This is a genomic window from Azospirillum brasilense (assembly GCF_007827815.1).
GTDB lineage: Bacteria > Pseudomonadota > Alphaproteobacteria > Azospirillales > Azospirillaceae > Azospirillum > Azospirillum brasilense_C.
The window spans coordinates 17,749-40,332 of sequence record NZ_VITH01000004.1; the positions used below are offsets into that span (position 1 = coordinate 17,749).

Consider the following 22,584-nt stretch of genomic DNA (forward strand, 5'->3'; position numbering starts at 1 on the left):
CTTGACAGCGGTGCCGGGGAGTGGTTTCCCTTCCCACAGGGAATTGTTTGGGTACTATTGATGGCCGATGCAACCCACGGCACCGCTCCGGTTCTTTCCTTCGACAGCCTGGAGAGTCCGGGAGAGGAAGGATTCTGGCTGTGGCGGGACCAGATGTCGCCGGTGTTCGACATCACCCTGCCCAAGGAGGAGGTCGGCGCGTTCCGCGGAACGTTGCAGACCTATCATCTGGGCGGCGTGCTGCTCGGCCGCTGCGCCTCGGTGACGCAAACCTTTCACCGCACCACCCAGGTCATCACCCGCAGCGGCATCGATCATTACCTGATCCAGGTGCAGCGCCGGGGCGGTTCCCGCGGAACGATGGGGCGGCGCGATGTCCAGGTCGGTCCGGGCGACGTCTGCGTCCTGGACCTGGCGCAGACCGTCCATACGGTCGACACCAACATGGACACTCTGACGCTCTGCCTGCCGCGGGAGATGCTGGCCCCGCTGGTGAGCGCGCCGGATGCATTGCACGGGATGGTCCTGCGCGGCGACACGCCGCTCGGCGCCCTGCTTTCCGGTCACATCCAATCGCTGTACCGGGCAGCCGACGCTTTGTCGGCCCGCGAGGCCCTGATCCTGACCAAAGGCAGCGCCGCCTTCGTCGCCGGGTGCCTGGGCCCGACCGTCGACGCGCTGGATCTCGTCCGGCCCCAGATGCAGGCGTCCCGCATGGCGGCCATCAAGCGCCACATCGACGCGCGTCTCGGCGATCCTGATTTCGGAGCGGCCCAGGTCGCCGAAGCGTTCGGTCTGTCCCGCCCAACCCTGTATCGGCTGTTCGAGCCGCTCGGCGGGGTGTCCGCCTACATCCTGCGGCGTCGGCTCGACCGCTGCCTCGGCGAACTGACCGCGGCGCACGGGGGCCTCCGCATCGCTGAGATCGCGCACCGCTGGGGCTTCCGCTCTGAGGCCGCCTTAAGCCGGGCCTTCCGATCCGCGTTCGGGATGACGCCGCGCGATGCGCGCAACAACAAACAGCGACCGCGCTCCCTGGCGGCTGGATCGGCCGACGCCTTGAAGCGCTGGTTCCATGAACTGGCTGTTTTCTAGGGTCCCAGTTCCCACCATATTTATTGCCCGCTGAAGGCTTATGAGGCTGATCCGCGAACCCGCTCCCTATCCCCGTATCGAGGCAATCATCGAGGAGGAGGCCCGAGGGTTCTGTTTTCCGGCGCGGTCCGCAACCGTCATGCCGGATGGAGATCGCGGTTTCCGATCGACGGGCCGTTCCATGCCGGGTTTGTGGCCGCCAACACAAAGGCGGCGAGCCTGATCGGGCAGGCCCGCCGGGACGCATGGAGAGCCAGCCAGGATGAGCGAACTGGTCTGGGACGGTTTTTGGCGAAACCCGCGCCACCGATCCGGGAGAAGCACCCGAATTCGCCGGCACCATCGCCGGGACGGCAAGCGCCGGCAACGGCACCCGTGATCCATCATCACATCGTGCAGGCCGTCCAGTTCGCCTTGGACGCCCATGGCACCTTGCCGACCGGAAAGCTCCGAGCGCGCCAACGGCGTGCGGTGCTGCGCAAACTGTCCGCGGCGGCGGTCCGATGCTTGAATCAAGAGGCATGGCGCGAAATGGCTGATGCCGCTCCTCACCGCGTTTCCACTCCGTCCCGAAAAACATGTTGAAGCCAATCCGGCTGGCTGTTGACCAACATGGTCAGGGCGGGCGTGTTGACCATCGGCGAAACGATCAAGGCGTTGACCGTGGTGACGCTGTTCTCCGTCTTCAAGCTGCTGGAGAGAGTGGCCGCAGGCATCAGACATCCACAACTGAACCGCGCCGGGTTTCCCGGCTCGGCTTAGGCAGACGGTGCTGCCTCCAACTCTGCCTGGATCTTGGAAGCGCGGGTTGGGTCGACGCGCCGTTTGCGACCGGTGGCAACGAGATCGCCTGATGGGAAGCGCGGATGCCGCCCGCCGGAGGCATCAACCTCGGCAGCCATCAACCCGTCGCTTCGAAGAACCGTTGTCTTTCGCCCCTTCCTGACCGGCAAGCATGCGACGCACGTCCAGGGCGACGGCAATCAGCATCAGGGCGGCCGTGCCGACGACACCGGTAAAGGCTTGGTCGAAGGCCACCCGGGCCACGCCGATCACCTGCTCGGCCTGGGATGGTACCAGTTCTTCCGATAGAGCAAGGGCCTCATCAATGCTGTCGCGCGCCTCGGGAGCGATCGCAATCCCGGACGGCAAGAGCATGGCCCGTGTGTAAAGCAGCGACATCAGGCTGCCCAGCAGCGCGATGCCGAGCGTTCCTCCCAGCTCGTAGGAAGCCGCGCATGGGATGACCCGGATCGGCCCGATGGTGATCGTCGCCATCGGCGATGCCCTGTCCTTCTGGCTGTTGTCCATGCCCCTTCAACGTTTCCCCATCTCGCTCGTCTATTCGGTCTGGGCAGGGTTCGGCATGGCCGGTGCCGCCATCGGCGGCTGGTGGCTGTTCGGCGAAGCCCTGGCCCCGTTGGCGCTGCTCGGCATCGCCATCATCGTTCTGGGTGTCGTCATCCTGGCAGGCGCTATGGAACCGTCCACAGCTTGATCCCCGCAGCACAACCGCTCACGACCTCCCTTCACAAATCAAACGCCCGGGATCTTGGCTCCGGTTCACCCTGATGCGCGGGGCGGAACACTCTGCTCACCACGGGCATTGCCTGTCGCTGTTATGAAGTGCTTTGCAAACCTTTGAGCGATTTGGGCGGACGGCCGCGCCGACGGGGCGCTTCCGGTGCAGGAAGCGGCCGATCTTCTAGAAGACCCTGTGCAACGGCCTGACCCAGCAGGTTTTGAACCGACGAGACCGACCAGCGTGTTTCCCCGCGGGGCGTCCGGCAATGCAGCTCTTCAAGATGCCGGGCAATGTTGGTCAGGGTTGGGTTGTCCAGCGTCTTCACCGCCGAGGCGACCAGGGTGACGAGGTCGTCGCTGTCCCGCCGCCGCGGCGTACGCTCCAGCACCCGGTCGTCCACGAACCCGTCCCGCGCGAGGCGACGCACGGCACGCGCCAGGGCCGGCCCGGTCCAGGGGCCACCGTCGGGGCGCCGCGAGCCGTTTCTAGCCAAGCTGCGGGCCACGGTTGCCCAGGAATAGCCGGGCCGCATCGCGCGGACGTGCGGCAGGATGTCGTCAGCCACCCGCAGCACATCGGCGTCGCGCCGCGCCTCGCGGGCGTCGTTGACGGCGCGCACCGCCGCCGCTGAACGGAAGCGCAGTCCCGGATTGCCGCCGATCCGGCCCCGCTCCCTGGCGGCCTTCAACCCGGCCTTGGTGCGCTCGCGAATGAGCGCGCGTTCGAACTCGGCCACCGCGCCGAGGATCTGCAAGGTGAAGCGGCCCTGCGGGCTGGTGGTGTCGATGGGGTCGCCCAGCGAGCGGAAACCCGCCCCTTGGGCGTCGAGCGCCTCGATGATCTCCAGGAGATGGGCGAGCGAACGGGCCAGCCGGTCGATGCGCACGACGACCAGCACGTCGCCGGCGCGGCAGCGCGCGATGGCGCGCTTCAGTTCCGGGCGCGACCGGTCGCCGCCGGACCCATGCTCCCGGTGAATCGTCGAGCAACCGGCAGCCTTCAGCGCGTCGAGTTGCGGGTCAGTGGTTTGCTCGTCGGTCGACACGCGGGCGTACCCGATCAGGGCCATGGACCTCTCCCAGCGCAGCGGTCCGGAAATGGTGCACGCCGCCGAATTTTACCCGATTAAGCTTCAGACACCCTCGCCAGGCGTCCGCCTGGGCCATTTTACCAAAGATGCAGACGGCACGTAACGGCCGTTTGGTAAAATATATAGGCGTCGTGGGCCGCCGTGCGCCCCGCTGATGGACCGGAACTGTCAGCCGGCACGAGACAAGATGCCAAGCGGCGCCGGCCTCCTCGACCGGCGGGACATCAGGCAAAGAACGGCCCTCGGGCTGAGCGCGTCTTGATCTGTCTTCCTAAAAGAATGTCGGCTTTTCAACGACATGAGGCGCTTCCCCTCGTCCCGACGGGGAGCTTCTCGCATGAACCGCCCGCATTTCGCACGATCCGGTTTGCAAAACGGGGCCAAGCAGGGCGTTGAAACCCCTGGAATCCGGCTTTTCGCACGAACCAGCCGACAACGACACACGCATTCGACTCTCGACGAAATGCTTGTCGTCGAGGATACCCTCTACGGCGGCCGACCGGTGACGGAAGCCAAAGGGCACTTTTCTAGGATTGCACCCCCAAAGTGTTGGCGCACAAGGCGGATACGGGAGCCGGGTCAGCTTTATTGTGGAAGTGCAGGAATCAGGTCAGTCTTATTGTGGAATCGGGGTCACGCCAGTTCGGGCAAACTCAGCCTTTTCAGCACGCTAATAAGGTCAGTCTATCTGTGGCCTGACAGAGTTGTCGGGCCACAGTCGGACTGACGCGGAGACGGCCCGCTTCGGCGTCGCGCCGGCACTCATTGGATGGCCGCTGGGCACCATGGTTCCGTGGCGTGCTTCACATGGCGATGATCGCGTCGATTTCGACCTGGGCGCCTTTCGGAAGGGCCGAAACTTCGTAGCAGGCACGGGCCGGCTTATGCGTGGAAAACACTTTCGCATATTCATCGTTCAGGGCGGCGAAGGTGGACAGGTCGGTGACCAGAACGGTGAGTTTCAGGGATTTGGCGATGTCCGTGCCGGCGGCCTCGGCAATCGCGGCGATGTTGGCAAGGCATTGGGCCATCTGTTCGACGGGGTCTTCCGACACAAAAGCCCCGGTCGCCGGAACGATGGGAAGCTGGCCCGAAACAAACAGCAAATCGCCGTGGCGCATGGCTTGACAATAGGGGCCGATGGCAGCCGGGGCGGAGTCGGTATGAATGGGGGTCACGGTCTGTCTCCTTATGGCTCGTTATGGCGCGACGGCGGGGACGTGAGATCAGCCATCGCCGCGGCGAATGAGGGACTCGGCGAAGGCGACGAGCTGGTCGACGTCCGCCTCGGTGTTGAAGTAGTGCGGGGCCGCGCGAACCAGCGTGGGCAGATGCCGGCGTTCGGCGTCCAGGCGGGTGCTTTCCGGCGACGAGGTGCTGATGGCGATGCCACGGGCTGCCGCTCCGGCGACGATGGTCCGTGGGTCCACGGCATCGGAACTGAAGCTGACGATGGCGCTGGGGCACGCGCCCAGGTCATGAGTCCGGAAGCTGGGCACGCTTGCCAGGCCATCTCGAAGCCGTTGCGCCAACCCGCGGCAGCGGCGCCAGATGCGGTCGATGCCGATTTCCATCGCATAATCGGCGGCCTCGCCCATGCCGAGCCGCGCCATGTGGTTGCTTTCCCAGCTTTCGTAGCGCCGGGCGTCGTCGCGCAGTTCATAGCGGTTGCGCTCCACCCACCGGGCGCCGATGTGATCGATGAAGGGGGGCTCGCACCGATCCAGCATCGCGCGGCGGACATACAGGAAGCCCGCGCCACGCGGTCCTCGCAGGAACTTGCGCGACGTCGCGGCCAGAAAGTCGCAGCCGAGCGCCTGGACATCGACCGGCATCTGACCGACCGCCTGACAGGCATCCAGCAGATAGGGAACGCCGTGCGCGCGGGCGATCCGGCCGACGGCCGCCGCCGGATTGTTCAACCCGCCATTGGTCGGCACCCACGTCAAGGAAATCAGGCGAACCTTCGGATCGATCATCCGCTCAAGCGCCGCCAGATCGACGACGCCTTGCTCATCCGACGGACACACCCGAATAACCACTCCCCGGCGCCGCTGCATCTGGAGCAGGGTGACATAATTGGCGCCGTACTCCGCCTCGGCGGTGATGATCACATCACCGGGGGCGAAGTCGAGGGAGTGGAAAGCCAGCTGCCACGCGACCGTGGCGTTCTCCACAAGAGCGATCTCGGCGGGTGCTGCGTTGATCAACCGGGCAATCGACCCATAAACACGCTCCAGTCGCTCCTCGGACGCCGCGAAGGCGCCGTATCCGCCCAGCCGGGCTTCCAGGTCCAGGTAGTCGTGCATCCGCTCGACCACGGGACGTGGCATGAGCGACGCGCCGCAACTCAGGAGGAAGGTTTGCCCGGCGAGCCCCGGCGTCTCGGCGCGGAGCGCGTCCAGTTCCTCGTCTAGGATGTCGGCAGGCAGAGGGGAGGCGCCGGCCGGACGCGGATCGTTACCGGTCATATTATTCATTGGATTGCTTTGTAACGGCCGCCGGGGCAAGGCACCGCCCTCCCCCGGTGGTCTTGAACATGTGCCGCAACCCGCCCGTGGGCGGTGTTAGCGAACCTCGGCCCAGATGTGCTCCCGGACCACGGCGTCCTTCAGGGTGACGCCGTAACCCGGCCCGTCCGGAATCTGCAGGGCACCGTTCTTCAGACGGCTCTCGAAGGGCTCCGTCGCCACTTCGATCCAGCCGGGAATGCGGGCCCAGTAGGGGAAGTGTTCCTGCACGTAGAAGTTCGGGATCACGGCGCTGAGATGGGTGGCGATGCTGGCCGCAATGGAACTGCCGCAGACATGGGGCTGCACCTTGACGCCGTAGGCATCGGCCATGGCGGCAATCTTATGGGTTTCGGCGAACCCGCCGGTGTTGCCGATGTCCGGCTGCAGAATGCCGACGGCCCGACGCTCCAGCAGATCGCGGAAGCCGTACCGCAGATATTGCCGCTCGCCGGTGGCGATCGGAATGTTCGTCTTGGCGGCGACCTGTTCGAGCGCACCCAGATCCCCCGGATCGCAGATTTCCTCGATGAAGGCGATGTCCAGGTCTTCCAGGCCATGGGCGAAGCGGATGGTGTCGCTCACCGAGAAACCGCCGGCCAGATCGAGCATGAGCGTGACGTCGGCGCCCACGGTGCGCCGGACCTGCGCGACGATATCCAGCGCGGTGTTCACCGCGTCACGGTCATCCGCGTAGCGGTTGACCGTGTGCCGAAGGGTCCCGTTGGGCTGAATCCGCGCCAAGGGGTACATTTTCAGGGCCTTGTGCCCGTCCTTCACGGCCGCCTCCGCTTGGCGCAGCAGATCGGCAACGGAGGTCGCGCCGAAGTACCAGCCATTGGCGTAGTAGGCGAGCGTGTCGCGCATCCGTCCGCCGAACAGCTCGTAGACCGGAACGTTCAGCGCCCGTGCCCGGATGTCCCACAGGGCCTGCTCGATGGCACTGAGGCCGGCTCCGGCAATGCCCCCCGGATTCTTCAGCCAGAAGGACTGATCGTACATCTCGCCGATCAGGCTGTTGATGCGGGTCGGATCGGCGCCGATCACGAACCGTGCGCACAGATCCTGAATCATGCCCGCGGCGCCGGTCCGGCCGCAGCCGTAAGCCGTGGCGACCTCGCCGAGGCCGGATATGCCCTCATCGGTATCGAGCTTGACGATGACGGGTTTGAGGCCCTCGCCGTTGATGACATAGATCGTGGCTTTGGTGATCTTCATGATGACGCTGTCCGATGAATGGGATGGGATAAAGGCTCAGGCGCCGAGTTCATCGCGCAGGGACCGGTGGAGCGCGGAAGCCTCCTCCAGCCATCCGAGGCGCATGGCGGCAACCGAGGAGCGCAGCAGCCGGGTGTAGGGATGGCGGGGAGCCCGGAGGACCTGCGCCGTGGGACCCTGTTCGACGACTTCGCCGTTGCGCAGGACCATGATCTTGTCCGACATCGCCGCCACGGCCGAAAGGTCATGGCTGATGAACAGGATGCCGATGTTCAGCTCGCGCTTGAGTTCGTTGATCAGGTCGAGCACCGATGCGGCGACGATGTTGTCGAGCGCCGAGGTGATTTCGTCGCAGATCAGCACGTCCGGCCGGGCGGCGAGAGAGCGGGCCAGGTTGACGCGCTGCTTTTCACCACCGGACATCTGGCTCGGCTTGCGGTCGACATAGTCGGCGGGCAGATGGACCTGTTCCAGAAGTTCGCGTATCCGCTCGGCGCGGCGCTCTTTGGAGCGTTCTCCGAAGAAGGTCAGCACCTGTCCGAGGATGCGGCCCACTGTGTGGTGGCGGTTCAGGGACGTGTCGGCCGACTGGAAGGTGATCTGGACGGCCCGGCGCACGGGGAGTGGACGCTTGAGCACATCCCGTTCCATCAGCCGCCCGTTGACCAGGACGTCGCCCTGGCTGGGTTGGACCAAGCCGGCGATGGCACGGGCCATGGTGCTCTTGCCCGACCCGGACTCGCCGACCACCGCCATCATCTCGCCGCCGTTCAGGGTCAGCGACGCACCGCTGAGCGCCTTCACCGCGAAACCGCCGGTGCCGTAGCACACGGCCAGATCGCGAACCTCGAGAAGCGGCGGCCGGTCGGTCCGGTCGGGCGGGGACACCGCTGCCGCGGTGGTGGCGGTGACGGGGGCCGCCGTGGTCCCGGATTCGGCATCGAAACCGCGATGCATCTCCAGGAGTTGCCGCGTGTACGGGTGTTCGGGATGATGGAGGATTTGCTCGACCGTGCCGCGCTCGACCACCTCGCCGTTGCGCATCACCAGGATGTGGGTGGCGATCTGGACCACCTGGGCGATGTCGTGGCCGACCAGGATGGCGGCGGTCCCGCTGGCGCGGATCCCGGTGTCCAGGGCCTTCAGCACCTCCACCTGGGTGGTGGCGTCCAGGGCGCTGGTCGGTTCGTCACAGACCAGAATTTCGGGCATCTCGTGCAGGCCCATGGCGATCATGAACCGCTGCAATTGCCCGCCGGACACCTCATGGGGGAATCGGTTGTAAAAGGCTTCGCCGGTGGGCAGGTCAAGAGTCCGATAGACCTCCCGTGCGCGGGCGTGGGCCGCGTCGGGGGACATGGTGTGGTGGATGCGGCTGCTTTCCGTGACCTGGCGGTCCAGCCGGATGCGCGGGTTGAAGGAGACCGCGGCGCTCTGGGCGATGTAGGCCAGCTTGCGGCCACGCAGGCGCGCCAGTGCGCTCTGGCTCATCCACATCAGATCCTGGCCTTGGAAGAGCACCTGTCCGGAGACGTGGCGGACGCCCGGCCGCATGTGCCCCAGGGCGGTCAGCGCCAGCGTCGTTTTCCCGGACCCGGATGCCCCGATGAGCGCCAGGATCTGGCCATGTTCCAGGGTCAGCGAGACGTCCCGCAGAATGGGCTTCCCGCTGTCCGCGGACAGATTCAGATTCCGGATATGGAGAAGCGTCATACCCCGCCCTCCTTCTTTTCACGTTCCTGCAGCCCGTCGACGAACAGGTTCAGCAGGACGGAGACGACCGCGATGGAGAGAGCCGGATAGATCGGTGCCCAGGAACCGATTTGCAGGCCGTCCAGATTTTCACGGACCAGTCCGCCCCAGTCCGCCATTGGCGGCTGCACGCCAAGACCAAGGAAGCTCAGGCCGCTCATGAAGAGGATGGCGAAGCTCAGGCGCAGGGCGAAATCCGCGGTCAATGGCATGACCACATGCGGCAGCATCTCGCCGAACAGAAGCCACCGATTGCCCTCGCCGCGGGCACGGGCCACGGTGATGAAATCCTGAGCGATCAGGTCTTGCCCGAGCGCGCGCGAGATCCGGAACACGCCGGCGGCGTAGACCACGGCTGTCAGCACCACGATGGCGACGAGGGACGGGCCCGTCACGGCCAGCACGACGAGACCGGCAATGATCTTGGGAACGGACAGAACCACGTCGACGATCCGGCTGACGACCGCATCGAACCATCCGCCGCGCAACGCCGCCAGCAAACCCAGCGTGTCGCCGATCAGGTGGGCGAGAATGGTGCTGAGCAAGGCCATGCCAAGGGTGACGCGGCCCGAGCTGAGCAGGCGCGCCAGCAGATCCCGGCCGAGGAAGTCGGTGCCCAACCAGTACTCGCCGGACGGCGGAACGAAGCCGTCGCTGCTCAGAAAGGCGTCGGGGTCGTGCAGCGGCAACAGCGGTGCCGCCAGAACGACGAAGGCAACCAGCAGCAGGAGGGCGACGACAACCGACAGCAGCGTCGGCCGGAACAGGCTTTTGAACAGGGTGGGTGTCTGGTGCGGCATCATGCGGAAGCCCCCGGTTCCTTGCGGCTGTCGAACAGCTTGGCGACGATGTCGGCGACCATGATCAGGCCGATGTAGGAGGCCGAGAAAATCATGGCGCAGGCCTGGACCACCGGCAGGTCGCGCGCCTGAACCGAATCCGCCATGAGCCGGGCGAGGCCGGGGAAGGCGAAGATGGTTTCGACGATCACCACGCCACTGATGAGGTAGGCGACATTCATCGCGATGATGTTGATCAGCGGGCCGATGGCGTTGCGCAAGGCGTGGACCGTGATCACGCGGACCGATCCGGCGCCCTTCAGCCGGGCCGTCTCGACATAAGGCTGCGTCAGGATGTTGCCGACCACCGCGCGGGTCATCCGGGCGAGCTGCGCGGTGACGATGATGGTCATGGTGGCCAACGGCAACAGCATGGATTTGATGAGGGTCAGGACCCCCGAGCCGGGCGTCACGTAAGAGATCGCCGGCAGCCAGCGCAGATGGATCGAGAAGACGAGCACGCCCAGCGTGGCGACCAGGAATTCCGGCGTCGCGCACAGGCCGACGATGACGATGGTCCCGACCCGGTCCAGACGGGTGCCCTTGTGGACAGCCAGGACCATGCCGATCAGCAAGGCCAGGGGAACCGAGACCAGCGTGGTCAGCCCGGCCAGCGTCAACGTGTTGGACAGGCGTTCGGACAACATCACGCTGACGGGTTGGCGGGAGGTCATCGAAACGCCCCAGTCGCCATGACATATGCCCCACAGCCAAGCCAGATAGCGAACCGGTGCGGGCTGATCCAATCCCAGTTCGGCCCGCAACGCCGCCACATTCTCGGGGCTGGCCGACTGTCCAAGCATGATTTGCGCGACATCGCCGGGCAACATCTCGCAGCCGACGAAAATGAGCAGGGAGATGACCAGCAGCAGGACGACGCCTGCTGCCAGCCGCTTGACGATGAATCTGATCACGGCGAGACCCAGCGCTTACGAAAGCCAGACCTGATCGGAGAACCGGAAGCCGGAGAAGTTTCCGATCTGGTTGGGCGTAAGCCCCTGGATGCGGCTTGAGACACCGTCGAGATAGCTCAGGAAGACCGGCATCGTCACCGCACCGCAGTTGTGCAGGATCTCCTGGATCTCATGGTACATGGCGATGCGCTTGTCCACATCCAGGGTGGCCCGAACGCCGTCGATGAGGGAGTCCAGGCGCGGGTTGCCGTAGTGGGAGAAGTTCCACTGCGAGCCGCTCTTCCAGGTCACGTTGAGCAGCAGATGCGGCGTCGGACGGGGGAAGAAGTTGGTTGCGAAGAAGCGGCGCTTGCCGGCGACGGCGGTCCAGTAGCTCTCCGACGGCTCGCGCCGCAAGGTCAGATTGAGGCCCGCCTGGGCGGCGGAGCGCTGCAGAAGCTGGGCGATTTCGACGCTGTAGACCACGCCGTCGCTGACCGAGAGTTCGAGCGGGGTCCGCCCGATTCCCGATTTCTTCAGGTAATGCTTGGCTTTGTCGAGGTCCAGTCCGCGCTGTGGCAGGTTGGCGTTGTAGTATGGGCTCATCTTGCCGACCGGATGGTCATTGGCGACGGAGCCGTGGCCCTTGAGCACGGTTTCGACGATCTTCGGGCGGTCGAACATGTTGGCGATGGCCAACCCGAGGTTCGGGTCGAAGTTGGTGGACGCGTCGAACTGATAGCCGGCGTAGCGGGTGCTCGGCGTCTCGAAGATCTTGGTGGACGGGTTCGCCGCGACTTGATCGATGCCCGCGCCTTTCAGGTCCGCGGCCATGTCGATGTCGCCGGACAGCAAGGCGCTGACCCGTGCGTTGGCGTCGGTGATCGAGATCATCTCGATCTCGTCCAGGTAAGGCTGGCCGTCCTTCCAGAAATTGGTGTTGCGGGTCAGCACGGTGCGGATGCCGGGCTGGAACTCCGCCATGACGAAGGGGCCGGTGCCGACCGGCTTGGAAAAATCCTCCGTGCCGTCCTTCACCACGCAGAACTGCAGCAGGCCGAGCAGAACGGGCAACTCGACGTCCGCCTCAGCCAAGCGGACCAGAATGGTGTCGTCACCTTCCGTGGTCACCGCGGCGATGTTGGCGACCAGGGGCTTCGCCGACGAGGCCTTGGCTTCGTTCTTGTGGCGCATGATGGAGAACGCTATGTCCTGAAGCGACAGGGGCTGGCCATCGCTGAATTCCACGCCCTTGCGGATTTTGAAGCGCCATTCGGTGGCCGACGGGTTCGCGTCCCAGGACAAGGCCAGTTCCGGTTGCGCCTGGCCCGAGCCATCGACGCGGGTCAGCGTGTTGAAGACGGCGGACCCGCGGATGTAGTCGTTGGCGTTGGTGAAACGCGCGCTGTCGAAGGTGTCGTTGGTGCTCTGCTGGGCAAGGGCCAGCCGGACGCGGCCACCCTTCTTCGGCACCATCGCGGAGGGGCTGTTCGCTGTCCCGGCCGCCTGGGCGATGACGGGAATCCCCCCGAGCACGGCGGTCCCCATAGCGGTTCCGAACAAGGTGTGGAAATCACGCCGGCTGATTTTTGAAAAATTCATTCTCTGCTCTCCCTGTTACTTCCTCCGTGTATGGAGCACGGCGACAGGCCTGGGAAGCGAGTTCGTAACAGACTGATAATAAATGGTTTGTTTGCTTTTGCGGGGTGCGGTATACCGGCGGCATGGGGGTAATCATAACCAGGACGCATGATATGAAGCGGGTTTTGCCGCCGACGAACCTCTTCCTGGCTTTTGAGGCGGCTGCGCGGCACCGGAATTTTTCGCGCGCCGCGGAAGAACTGGGAATTAGCCAGCCTGCGGTCAGCCGGGCGGTGGCGTCCCTGGAGGAGGCCATCGGTGTGAAGCTGTTCCTGCGGTCAGGCCCCAGCGTGCGTCTGACCACGCGCGGCGCCGAGCTGAGCGGGTTGATGTCCAACAGCTTCGACGCCATCGAAAAACTGATTGCGTCGTGGAAGGACAAGGAGAGCGGGCGGAAGCCGGTGCTCTTGTCCATCTCTTCATCGATGGCGGCACATTGGCTGATTCCGCGGCTGTTTGACTTCCGGCTGGCGTTCCCCGACGTGGACCTGCGCTTCGAGCTGATCGCCGGAGGTGTCGGGCAGAGTCCGGTTCGGGCTGATCTGGGCTTGCGCCGCTTTCCAGAAACGTCCAAGGCTCCTCCGGAGAGCCACTTCCTGGATGAGATCATCCAGCCAGTGGCCGCGTTGGACTACATAAAGCGCATGGGAACGCTCGATCAGCCGCGGCGCAACCGGACGCACACCTTGATCACCCTCAGCGATCACTGGTGCGACTGGGATACGTTCGCCCGCCTTGCTGGCTTGGAATTGCCTCCGAACCACAAGACGATGGTTTTCTCCGATTATTCGGTGGCGCTTCAGTCGGCCTTGAACGGGCAAGGGATCGTCCTGGGATGGCTGTCGGTGACGTCCCGGTTGCTTCGCTACCGCTCGCTTCTGGCGGCGTCGGACAGGGGGTTCAACACCCGCGCGACATTCAACTTCATACTGGGCGATCAAACGCCGGTGGGTGGTGTTGTGGGAGAGGTGCGTGAGTGGTTGTGCGCAGAGGTTGGGAAGGACGTGGCGAAGATCGGTAAAGGGGGACGGCTGCACTCCTTCGAGTGCCATGTTCTGGTTTCCTGACGGGAGATCCATGCGGGAGTTTGAACCGCGCCGGGTTTTTTTGGACGCCATGAGGGCCGAGACAGACCAAACAAACGTGTCTCCACCAGCCCACAGCGTTGGCGGCGGACCAACCGCTACGCAGCCCCCGCTCTCGTGGCAACCCCTGCCCTGGGCCCGGTCCGGCAAGCTCTTCACCGATGACCGGCTCCAGCGCAGACCGCCGCGCGATGCCATCAAGCGTGTGTCGGGCTCGGCCCGCGCCAGCCGTATGGCGGCTCACGTCCGTGGGCCGCCACTACCTCATGTTCAGCACCGTCCGGAACCCCAGATGGCTTGCTCCGAGGCCGACCTCCTGCGGATGGCGTGACGCCGGCCGGTAGCGCTGGCAGAAGTTCTGCGCGCAGAGGAAGGAGCCCCCTTTGATCACCCGGCTGGGAACCCCCGGCTGTCGGGGGTCGTAACTGTCCTCCTGCCGGGGACCGGTCGGGTTGACGTCGCCCAGACCGTCATGCCGCGGCCGATACCAATCCGACGTCCATTCCCAGACATTGCCGATCATATCCCGCAGCCCGTAACCGTTCGCCGTGAAGCAGCCCACGGGGGCGGTCGCCAGATAGCCGTCACCCCGCGTGTTCTGGATCGGGAAAACCCCCTGCCATGTGTTGGCCATCGCCACGCCCTGCGGTGTGAACTCGCCGCCCCAGGCGTAGGGCGCGCCTTCCAGCCCGCCCCGGGCCGCGTGTTCCCATTGCGCCTCGGTGGGAAGTTCCCGGCCGAGCCATCGCGCATACGCGACGGCATCGTTGTGCGTGACATGCACCACGGGATGGTTCTCGCGGCCCCCGATGTCGCTGCCGGGGCCCTCCGGATGGCGCCAGTTCGCTTCGGGAACCAAGTGCCACCATGTGTCGCTCCTCCCGGCCTGGGAGGTCGGATCGACGAAGACCACGGAACCGGAGGACCGGCCCGCACCGGCGCCGGTTCCGTCGACGACGCGTTCCGCCTCGGTGACATACCCCGTCGCTTCGACGAACCGGCGAAACTGGGCGTTCGTGACTTCGGTCCGGTCCATCCAGAAGCCATCGACGCTCACCCGCGTCACCGGCCCTTCCTCGCGGTAATGCTGGTCGGAGCCAATCCAGGTATCGCCCCCCGGAATCCACACCATGCCGGGAGGCGCCTCCTTCGTGCCGGGGGGAGCGGCGGAACCGTCGCACAGCGTGTCCTGCGCGACGTTCGGCATGGCTGGGGCCTGGGCGGGCCAGGCGAACATCGCCAGTCCGGCGGCGGCACCAACCCCGGCCGTCACAAGCGCCGTGATGAAGACCGTGCTTTTACTGGCCATGGGTTCGTCTTTCCTTGCGATCGGCCGCATTCCAGCCGCGTCCCGGTCATGCCCGGCCGCCGCTGTCGCATCGCTTACCACTCAAGCTCCTGGTAGTAGCGCGTGCCATTGCTGTACTGAAGCTGGCCGGCGATCTTCTCATCGAAGATCACACCGTTCTTCTCCCGATACTCATCCCAGGAGGCCATCATTTCCTTGGCCTTTTCCGGTTGGGCATCGACGAGGTTGCGGGTCTCGCCGGGATCATCGGCAAGATTGAAAAGCTCCCACCCGCCGGTTCCCCAGGGCTGGTTCACCCAGACCAGCTTCCAGTCACCCTTCTTGACGGAGGCACGCCCGAACAGCTCCATTCCCAACGCGTGATCCTTCGGGTGGGCGCGATCGGACCGGCCGTTCAGATAGGGCCAGAGGGAGGTTCCCTGCATGGGATGGACGGCGCGCCCCTTGTGGCTGTTTCCAGGGTGCTTGACCCCGGCGGCCTCAAGAAAGGTCGGCGCCAGATCCATCACCGAGGCGATCTGGCCGTCGATCTTTCCGCGATGCGCCAGCTTGGGGTACGAAATGATGGTCGGCGAACGCACGCCGCCCTCGGTCGGGAACGCCTTGAAAAGGCGGAAGGGGGCGGCGCTCACATGGCCCCACCCCGGCCCATAGCCGACGTAGGAGCCCGGACGCCCGATGTTGTCCAGGCTGTTGTCGAAGGTTTCCTCGACCCACGCTGCGGGGACCAAGTCCAGAATGTCGTTCCCCTCGGCGCCGTTGTCGGACAGGAAGACGATGATGGTGTTGTCGTACGCGCCGATCTCCTTCAGGTAGGACACCAGCCGGCCGATGTTCTGGTCCAGGGAATCGACCATGGCCGCGTAAACCGCCATCCGGCGCGCTTCGACATCCTTCTGCTGCGGGGAAAGCTGCTCCCATTTCGGCCAGAACGCGGGCGGCTCGGACGGCGTCATGCTTGCCGGGATCAGCCCCGCCGCCTGCATGCGCTTGAAGCGTTCGTTCCGAATGGCCTCGTATCCCGCCTTGTACGTGTCCTTGTACTTCTCGATGAGGTGGTCGGGCGCCTGCAATGGGAAGTGCGGCGCCGTGTAGGCCGCATAGGCAAAGAAGGGCTTTCCATCGGCCTTGTTGCTGCCGATGTATTCGATGACCTTGTCCGTGTAGAAATTCGTCGTGTAGTCGATCTTCGGCAGGTCGACCGGCTTGCCGTTCTCGCGGTAGCGTGCCTTGGTCGTTCCCTTGCCGTCAGGCGGCGGCGCGTTGCCGGTCTGGTCGAAGAAGCCCGCCCCGCCCTGGAGCATGGCGTAGGACCGATCGAAGCCGCGCGCCGGAGGGCTGAGTTCCTCCGTCATGCCCAGATGCCACTTGCCGGCCATGTAGGTGTGATAGCCCGCATCGCGCAGCAGTTCCGGGAACGGGACGACGTTGGTGCCGAGGGTGCCCTCGTACCCCGCCTTTCCTTTCTGCTCGGGCGTCGGCAGTTCCGCCATCGTCCCCAGCCCGGCCACATGGTTGTCGGTGCCGGCCATCAGCATGGCCCGCGTCGGCGAACAGGCCGGTGACACATGGAAGTTGGTCAGTTGGAGACCGGAGCGCGCCAAGGCGTCGAGATTGGGCGTCTGGATCTCGCCGCCGAACGCACCAATGTCCGAATAGCCCAAATCGTCGGCAAGGATCAGCAGGATGTTGGGACGGTTGCCGCTCCCCGACGGGCCGGCACCCGTCCGGACGTCCGCCGCCATGGATGGGCCCGCCAAAACGGCGCCGGCGGTCGCCGCCACGATGGCTCCCAGCGCCAGCCTCGTCCGGAATGATGCGTGTCTGCGCATTGCCTTTCCCCCCTCTTTCTGTTTTTAAAAGTCCGCCTTTGCAGGCCGGCTCCAGCCAAACGCAAGGCCGTCAGGCGGCATCACCCTGCCGCCTCGATGTGGAGGCGCGTTCGGCAGCCTGCGCGCGGGCCAGTGTGCGTCGCATGGCGAGCACGATGGGGCGCTCGACCATTTTCCCGTCGACTTGGATGACGCCGTCCGGGGCGTCCTTCCAGGCCGTGACGATCCGTTCGGCGTCGGCGACCTCGTCCGGTGTCGGTGTGTAGGCGCCGTTGATGGTGGGAACCTGGCCCGGATGGATGGCCATCTTCGCCGTGAAGCCCAGTGTCAGGGCGCGCTGCGCCTCGGCGCGGCACCCGTCGGCGTCGCGCACCGCGACGAAGGGCATGTCGATGGCCGGAATGCCGGCCCGCGCGGCGGCGTAGACGACCCGCGATCGACCGTACAGAAGCCCATCCCAGGACGCCGGGACGCCGAGTTCCGCCGCCAGATCCAAGCCTCCGAACATCACGGCGCTCACCCGGCGGGACGCGGCCGTGATGGCGGCGGCCTGATCGATCCCACGCAGCGTCTCGATCTGAGCCACCAGGCGAAGATCGAGCCCCGCCTCGGTCAGCAACTGGTCAAGCCAGCAGACCTCCTCGGGCGAGTCGATCTTGGGGACAACCACGGTGCCACCCATGGGGCGCGCCTCGATGAGGGCGAGCGCATCGCGCATCCCCGCCACGCTGCGCGGCGTGTTGATGCGTATCACGCGGTCGGGACCGCCACCGCCGTCACCTTTGGCGCCCTCCGCCAGGAAGCGCATGGCCGCGGCACGGGCATCCTGCTTGTGAGCCGGCGCCACGGCGTCCTCCAGATCCACGCAGACCGCATCGGCGCCGGCGGCGAGCGCCTTGTCGAAGCGGTCGGGCCGCGATGCCGGGACAAACAGCACGCTGCGCCAGCCGAGATCGTCCATCGCGCGTTCCCCCTCCTTTTCTTGGCCGGGTCGGGATTGGTTTCAGGCGCGTTCGCACGGGGCGAGGGCTTCCGGCGCCTTGTGGAAGACGCCATCCTTCATGATCGCCAGGAGGCGCTTGCGGTCCTGCAGGATGGTGACGTCCGCGAGAGGATCGCCGTCGACCAGCAGGAGGTCGGCCAGACAGCCTTCCCGGATCATCCCCAGCTCGTCGCCCATGCCCATGATCTGCCCGGCGGACCGGGTCGCGGACATCAGGGCCTCCATCGGCGTGAAGCCGAGCAGGTTCACGAAGATCTCGAGATCGCGGGCGTTCGTGCCGTGCGGTTGCCAGGCGAACCCGTAGTCGCCGCCGGGGAGAACCCGGATGCCGCGCTTGTGCATCTTCCTCATGCTGTCGACGGCGATCTCCAGCTCGCGTTCGTACTGCTGCGACAGCGGCGACCCGGGGGCGATGCCGTACGCGCCCGCTTCCCGGGCGGTGGTGAGCAGCCACGCCAGACCGGGCGCCACGAAGTGCCGCTCCTTCACCGCTTCCAGCATGTCGAGGGCTTCCTCGTCCGCGTAGGAGGCGTGGAAGATGCCTTCGATGCCGAACTCGACGCACAGCTTGACCGATTTGGAGGAGCGCGCGTGCGCGCACAGGGTCTTCCCATGCATCTTGGCTTCGCTCACCGCCACGGCGATCTCTTCGCGCGCCATCGGCGTCACCTCGGCCCCGACCCCGGTGATCTCCTCGCCCGACAGGTTCAGCTTGATGTTGTCGACGCCGTATTTGATGAACTTGCGGACGGCGCGGCGGACCTCCTCCGGCCCGGACACGATCATGCCGAAATTCAGGCCCTCATGCTCGATGTGCGGCGGCGACGTGTCGCCAAGCCCGCCGGGCGTGGCGATCTCCTGGCCCGCCGCGCGGTACCGCGGCCCGGGAATCTGGCCCGCGTTGATCGCGTTGCGGATCACCACGTCCAAGCGGGGCTTGGCGGCGGCGGCGCCGAAGCCCGCCGTGAAGCCGGCGTCCAGCACCAGCTTGGCCATGTCGGCGGCGAAGAGGACATGCTCTTCCGGCGGCATCTGCTGAATGGCCGCGAGCGTGGGCTGGTTGTTCCACGACAGGTGCAGGTGCGAGTCGATGAGGCCCGGCATCAGCGTGGCGCCGCCGCCGTCCACATGACGGTGCGCGTCGCGGGAGATCGCCCCTTCCTGCCTGGAAATCTCGGCGATGCGGTTGCCTTGGACCAGCACTTCGCCGGCGAAAGGCTGCTCGCCGGTGCTGTCGAGGACGCGCACGTCGGTGAAGAGAGTCGTTTGCATCGTTTCCTCCTGATCGATCGGGAATGCCGGTTTGCCGGCTTATTGTCTCGTTCGTGCTTCGGACGGGCTTTGCCGGGACCGTGGCTCAGCCCTCCGACCGACACCGCCGCTTTTGCGATTGGCCGCGTCCGCGAAGGGAACGCGTCACGGCGGTGCGTTTTTTCCGCAAGCTGCTCAGGCGACGGAGAACAGGAAATTGACCAGCGCTTCGTTGACCGCCGCCGGACGCTCGAACGTCGTCCAATGGCCGCAGCGATCGAGAATGCGCAGCTTCGATCCCGGGATCTTCGACGCCAGGGTCCGCACGGCCGGGGGTGGCGCCGTGCCGTCCTCGTCGCCCGTGATGAGCAGCGTCGGGCAGGCGATCCGCGCCACCTCGGCGGGCTCGGCGGCGGCCAAGGCCTCGCAGGTGCGGGCATAGCCTTCCGGGTCCTGGCGCATCAGGATCTCGCGGACGAACGCCGCCACCTCCGGCCGGTTGGCCTTGGTGTCGGCCGAGGTGCCGCCCTGGACGACCGCATCGGCGATCCCGACCATGCCTTCGGCGCGCGCCTTGGCGGCGCGGTCGCGGAGAGCCGGACGGGCGGCCTCGGGCGGCGCGTGAAGCGGCCCGATCAACGACAGGCTGCGCACCCGCTCCGGCTGGCGGACGGCAAGATGCTGGCACACGACGGTGCCGAGCGAATGGCCGACCACATGGGCGCGCTCGATGCCGCGGCTGTCGAGGACCGCCACGACCGCATCGATGAAGCCGGAAATCGAGACGTCGTCGGTGACGGCGCTTCGCCCGGAACCGGGAAGGTCGAAGCGCACGCATTGGAAGAACCGCGACAACGCGCCGACCTGCGGGGTGAACACGTTGGAGGTGCCGCCCAGGCCATGGACCAGGATCACGGGGTCGCCCGCGCCGTGGACCTCGACAGCCAGATGCTGTGCCATAAGGTGTTTCCCTTGTTGCCGTTGCAGAATGGTCGCCCGTGCTCAGTCGAGCACGTTGCTGAGCCGGCCGAGCCCGTCGATCTCGATCGTCACGCGGTCGCCCGGCTTCAGGAACTTCGGCGGGTTGAAGCCGATGCCGACCCCGGCCGGCGTGCCGGTGGCAATGATGTCGCCGGGGTACAGCGTGATTCCGGCCGACAGGGTCTCGATCATGGTCGGAATGTCGAAGATCAGATCGCGCGTGTTGGCGTTCTGGCGCAGCTCGTCGTTCACCCAGCAGCGCAGCCCCAGATTGGCCGCGTCGACCTCGTCGGCCGTCGCCAGCCAGGGACCCATCGGGCAGAAGGTGTCGAAACTCTTGCCCAGGAACCACTGCTTGTGGCGCGACTGCCAGTCACGCGCCGTCATGTCGTTGATGATGACGTAGCCGAAGACATGGTCGTAGGCGTCGGCCTTGGTGATCCCGCGGCCGCCCTTGCCGATGACCACGCCCAGTTCGGCCTCATAGTCGAGGCTGTCGCTGACCCCGTGCGGGTAACGGATTGGATCACCATTGGCGATCACCGTCTCCGGCGGCTTCGTGAAGTAGATCGGCGCGTCGGGGATTGCGTCGGCCGCCGCCTTCGACCCGGCATCGAAGCCGCTGCGGGTAAACTCGTGGGCGTGGTCGTGGTAGTTCTTGCCAACGCAGAAAATATTGCGGTCGGGGCGCGGGATCGGCGCGTCGACACGGACGTCGGCCAGCGGAATTCCTACGGAACCAAGCGTCATTTCGCCCTTGGTCGCGTCGTAACGGCGGATAAGGTCGAGCATGTCACGGACCGGCTCGCCGAGAACGGACTCGATCGGCGAAACCCGCTGCGTGTCCGGATCGATCACCCCGACCTTGCGGCGCCCGTCATGCTGGAAGGTGACAAATTTCATGCGCTGCCTCCGCTGATCCAATCATGAACCATTATTGGTCCCAATGCGGCGCTACCGGCGCCATGTGTGATCCAATATGGCGATCACGGCTCATGATTGGTCAAGAGGAAAATGCGCCACGCCCCTTTTTTCTGGATCGGTAGCGTCAACGCGCCCGTTGAAATCCTAAGTTTGAGATTGCACGGCGGCTGCCGACGCACCATATTGGGTGAGGAATGGAGCAAGTATGCTGGTGGAACGGGTATGGACGCGTTGAATCTCAGGGATCGGGCTGCTTCCGGGGCGAGCGCGGTTGTTGCGTTGATCGAACAAGGCATCGCCGACGGAACCTGGGGTCCGGGCACCAAGCTGCCGACCGAGCGTGAGTTGGAGAAGCGCTTCAACGTTTCCCGCAACACGTTGCGCAAGAGTCTTCGCGTGCTTGAGGAGCAGGGCAAGATCGTCCGCCATGTGGGCCGCGGCTCGTTCGTCACATCGGAGGCAACGGTGAAGGCCACGGCCGGGGATCAGAGCCTGACCAGCCGCATCATCGGCGCCAGCCCGGCGGAAGTCATGGAACTGCGCCTGATGGTCGAGCCGCAAGCGGCAGAGCTGGCCGCCGGGCGGGCCACCGCAGCGGATCTTCACCGGATGGAGGAATGCCTAGCCCATGCCGAACGCGCCCAGGACATTCCGGAGTTCGAACATTGGGACGGCATGCTGCACGTGGCGATCATCGGCGCGGCCAAGAACGGCTTGCTGGCGGATGTTTACGACGCAATCAACGCCATCCGAAACCAGCCGGAATGGGCGCGCCTGAAGGTGCGCAGCCTCACGCCGGCCCGGCGCGCCGTTTATGAGGAGCAGCACCGGCGCATCGTCAGCGCGCTCAAGGATCGTGACGGGGATCAGGCCCGTGCCGCCCTTCAGGAGCATCTGCTGCAAGTCCGGACGAATCTTCTGGGAAGCTGATGCCGAACCGCATTGGGAAGCTCGGCGGCAGTCAGGGTTGAAACCGGGCATGACAACGCTTTCCCCCACCTGCCACCGCCTACGGGGCCCCCGCGTCTCGTAGCAGCCCCTGATCCCTGGCCCGGTCCAACAGGTTCTTTACCGACGACCGGCCCCGGCGCAGTCCGCCGCACGGCGTGCGCTGCCCCATGCCCTGCGGCCGGCGCCCGATGCCATCGCGCGTAATGTCGGGTTCGGCGCGTTTGACAGGCCGGGATCAGGCTGGTTTCAGGTCAGCCATTGCGCCATTCCGACGTTGCTGGACACCACCGCGTCGATGCTGTCGCGCAGCTTGGCGAGGCTGATCGGTTTCACCAGATAGCCGTTGACGTTGTGCTCCTTGGCGAAGCGCACGGTGCTGAGGTCGGCATCGCCGGTCAGGAAGATCACCGGGGTTTTGTCCACGTCCTTGACCTTGATTCCCCGCACGCCCTGCAGGAACTGCTTCCCGTTCATCGGCGCCATGTGGATGTCGCAGAAGACGATGTCCGGACGTGTCCGCACCACCTCCATCAGCCCATCCTTGCCGTTTGAGGATTCCAGGATCGAACGCACCCCGATCTCCTTCAGCACCTTGCGGATCAGGCCACGGGTGAAGTTGTCGTCCTCGACGATGAGGATGCTCAGCTTCGAGTAATCTACCGCCATAATGGGCTGCCCTTGTTCA

General features: G+C 65.5%; 21 protein-coding genes. 5 read left to right on the forward strand and 16 right to left on the reverse strand.

Translation table 11 applies throughout. The features are described 5' to 3' along the window. The first annotated feature begins 60 nt into the window (after positions 1-60). Positions 61-1,095 carry a helix-turn-helix domain-containing protein gene (locus tag FBZ83_RS09100; RefSeq protein ID WP_145682170.1) on the forward strand — a complete coding sequence of 345 codons (1,035 nt, stop codon included), beginning with the start codon at positions 61-63 and terminating at the stop codon, positions 1,093-1,095. 603 nt (positions 1,096-1,698) lie between these two features. Beyond that, a complete protein-coding gene (locus FBZ83_RS31390; protein WP_162801347.1) occupies positions 1,699-1,857 on the forward strand; it encodes a hypothetical protein in 159 nt (52 codons plus the stop codon). Between the two features lie 123 nt (positions 1,858-1,980). On the opposite strand, the gene FBZ83_RS09105 is transcribed toward FBZ83_RS31390, so the two are convergent. Next, positions 1,981-2,373 carry a hypothetical protein gene (locus FBZ83_RS09105; protein ID WP_145682171.1) on the reverse strand — a complete coding sequence of 131 codons (393 nt, stop codon included), beginning with the start codon at positions 2,371-2,373 and terminating at the stop codon, positions 1,981-1,983. Here FBZ83_RS09105 and FBZ83_RS09110 point away from each other — a divergent pair. Next, complete coding sequence (locus FBZ83_RS09110; protein WP_145682172.1) at positions 2,339-2,593, forward strand: DMT family transporter; 255 nt, start codon at positions 2,339-2,341, stop codon at positions 2,591-2,593. The two genes, FBZ83_RS09105 and FBZ83_RS09110, sit on opposite strands and share 35 nt — an antisense overlap. Positions 2,594-2,714: 121 nt before the next feature. On the opposite strand, the gene FBZ83_RS09115 is transcribed toward FBZ83_RS09110, so the two are convergent. From FBZ83_RS09115 to FBZ83_RS09150, 8 genes are all read right to left on the reverse strand, one after another. Further along, positions 2,715-3,689 carry a recombinase family protein gene (locus tag FBZ83_RS09115; protein WP_145682173.1) on the reverse strand — a complete coding sequence of 325 codons (975 nt, stop codon included), beginning with the start codon at positions 3,687-3,689 and terminating at the stop codon, positions 2,715-2,717. Positions 3,690-4,513: 824 nt separating this feature from the next. Further along, a complete protein-coding gene (locus FBZ83_RS09120; protein ID WP_145682174.1) occupies positions 4,514-4,888 on the reverse strand; it encodes a Rid family detoxifying hydrolase in 375 nt (124 codons plus the stop codon). Between the two features lie 48 nt (positions 4,889-4,936). Next, positions 4,937-6,181, reverse strand: coding sequence for an aminotransferase class V-fold PLP-dependent enzyme (locus FBZ83_RS09125; protein ID WP_145682175.1), 1,245 nt, complete (start codon positions 6,179-6,181; stop codon positions 4,937-4,939). Positions 6,182-6,277: 96 nt separating this feature from the next. Beyond that, a complete protein-coding gene (locus FBZ83_RS09130) occupies positions 6,278-7,438 on the reverse strand; it encodes a mandelate racemase/muconate lactonizing enzyme family protein (RefSeq protein ID WP_145682176.1) in 1,161 nt (386 codons plus the stop codon). Between the two features lie 36 nt (positions 7,439-7,474). Beyond that, positions 7,475-9,151 carry an ABC transporter ATP-binding protein gene (locus FBZ83_RS09135; RefSeq protein ID WP_145682177.1) on the reverse strand — a complete coding sequence of 559 codons (1,677 nt, stop codon included), beginning with the start codon at positions 9,149-9,151 and terminating at the stop codon, positions 7,475-7,477. Beyond that, positions 9,148-9,993 carry an ABC transporter permease gene (locus FBZ83_RS09140; protein WP_145682178.1) on the reverse strand — a complete coding sequence of 282 codons (846 nt, stop codon included), beginning with the start codon at positions 9,991-9,993 and terminating at the stop codon, positions 9,148-9,150. Before FBZ83_RS09140 ends, FBZ83_RS09135 begins: the two co-directional genes overlap by 4 nt. After that, positions 9,990-10,943: an ABC transporter permease gene (locus FBZ83_RS09145; RefSeq protein ID WP_186466023.1), complete on the reverse strand. Its 954-nt coding sequence runs from the start codon at positions 10,941-10,943 to the stop codon at positions 9,990-9,992. Before FBZ83_RS09145 ends, FBZ83_RS09140 begins: the two co-directional genes overlap by 4 nt. Positions 10,944-10,958: 15 nt before the next feature. Further along, positions 10,959-12,524, reverse strand: coding sequence for an ABC transporter substrate-binding protein (locus FBZ83_RS09150; RefSeq protein WP_145682180.1), 1,566 nt, complete (start codon positions 12,522-12,524; stop codon positions 10,959-10,961). Between the two features lie 152 nt (positions 12,525-12,676). Here FBZ83_RS09150 and FBZ83_RS09155 point away from each other — a divergent pair, with 152 nt between their 5' ends. Continuing rightward, positions 12,677-13,630 carry a LysR family transcriptional regulator gene (locus tag FBZ83_RS09155; RefSeq protein ID WP_186466024.1) on the forward strand — a complete coding sequence of 318 codons (954 nt, stop codon included), beginning with the start codon at positions 12,677-12,679 and terminating at the stop codon, positions 13,628-13,630. Between the two features lie 277 nt (positions 13,631-13,907). Here FBZ83_RS09155 and FBZ83_RS09160 read toward each other — a convergent pair whose 3' ends face one another. The 6 genes from FBZ83_RS09160 to FBZ83_RS09185 form a co-directional block, all read right to left on the reverse strand. After that, positions 13,908-14,957: a formylglycine-generating enzyme family protein gene (locus FBZ83_RS09160; protein WP_145682182.1), complete on the reverse strand. Its 1,050-nt coding sequence runs from the start codon at positions 14,955-14,957 to the stop codon at positions 13,908-13,910. 74 nt (positions 14,958-15,031) lie between these two features. Next, complete coding sequence (locus FBZ83_RS09165; protein ID WP_247888232.1) at positions 15,032-16,702, reverse strand: arylsulfatase; 1,671 nt, start codon at positions 16,700-16,702, stop codon at positions 15,032-15,034. A gap of 157 nt (positions 16,703-16,859) precedes the next feature. Then, the gene (locus FBZ83_RS09170; protein ID WP_145682184.1) at positions 16,860-17,750 is read right to left on the reverse strand and encodes an HpcH/HpaI aldolase/citrate lyase family protein; all 891 of its coding nucleotides are present in this window, start codon (positions 17,748-17,750) and stop codon (positions 16,860-16,862) included. 42 nt (positions 17,751-17,792) lie between these two features. Beyond that, on the reverse strand, positions 17,793-19,064 hold the full coding sequence (locus FBZ83_RS09175) for a metal-dependent hydrolase family protein (RefSeq protein ID WP_145682185.1): 1,272 nt from the start codon (positions 19,062-19,064) through the stop codon (positions 17,793-17,795). Between the two features lie 174 nt (positions 19,065-19,238). After that, positions 19,239-20,003 carry an alpha/beta fold hydrolase gene (locus FBZ83_RS09180; protein ID WP_145682186.1) on the reverse strand — a complete coding sequence of 255 codons (765 nt, stop codon included), beginning with the start codon at positions 20,001-20,003 and terminating at the stop codon, positions 19,239-19,241. Positions 20,004-20,045: 42 nt separating this feature from the next. Further along, positions 20,046-20,927, reverse strand: coding sequence for a fumarylacetoacetate hydrolase family protein (locus tag FBZ83_RS09185; RefSeq protein ID WP_145682187.1), 882 nt, complete (start codon positions 20,925-20,927; stop codon positions 20,046-20,048). Positions 20,928-21,170: 243 nt separating this feature from the next. Between FBZ83_RS09185 and FBZ83_RS09190 the strand changes: the two genes are divergently transcribed. After that, positions 21,171-21,878, forward strand: coding sequence for a FadR/GntR family transcriptional regulator (locus tag FBZ83_RS09190; RefSeq protein ID WP_186466025.1), 708 nt, complete (start codon positions 21,171-21,173; stop codon positions 21,876-21,878). Positions 21,879-22,145: 267 nt separating this feature from the next. On the opposite strand, the gene FBZ83_RS09200 is transcribed toward FBZ83_RS09190, so the two are convergent. After that, positions 22,146-22,565 carry a response regulator gene (locus FBZ83_RS09200; protein ID WP_145682189.1) on the reverse strand — a complete coding sequence of 140 codons (420 nt, stop codon included), beginning with the start codon at positions 22,563-22,565 and terminating at the stop codon, positions 22,146-22,148. Positions 22,566-22,584 lie beyond the last annotated feature (19 nt).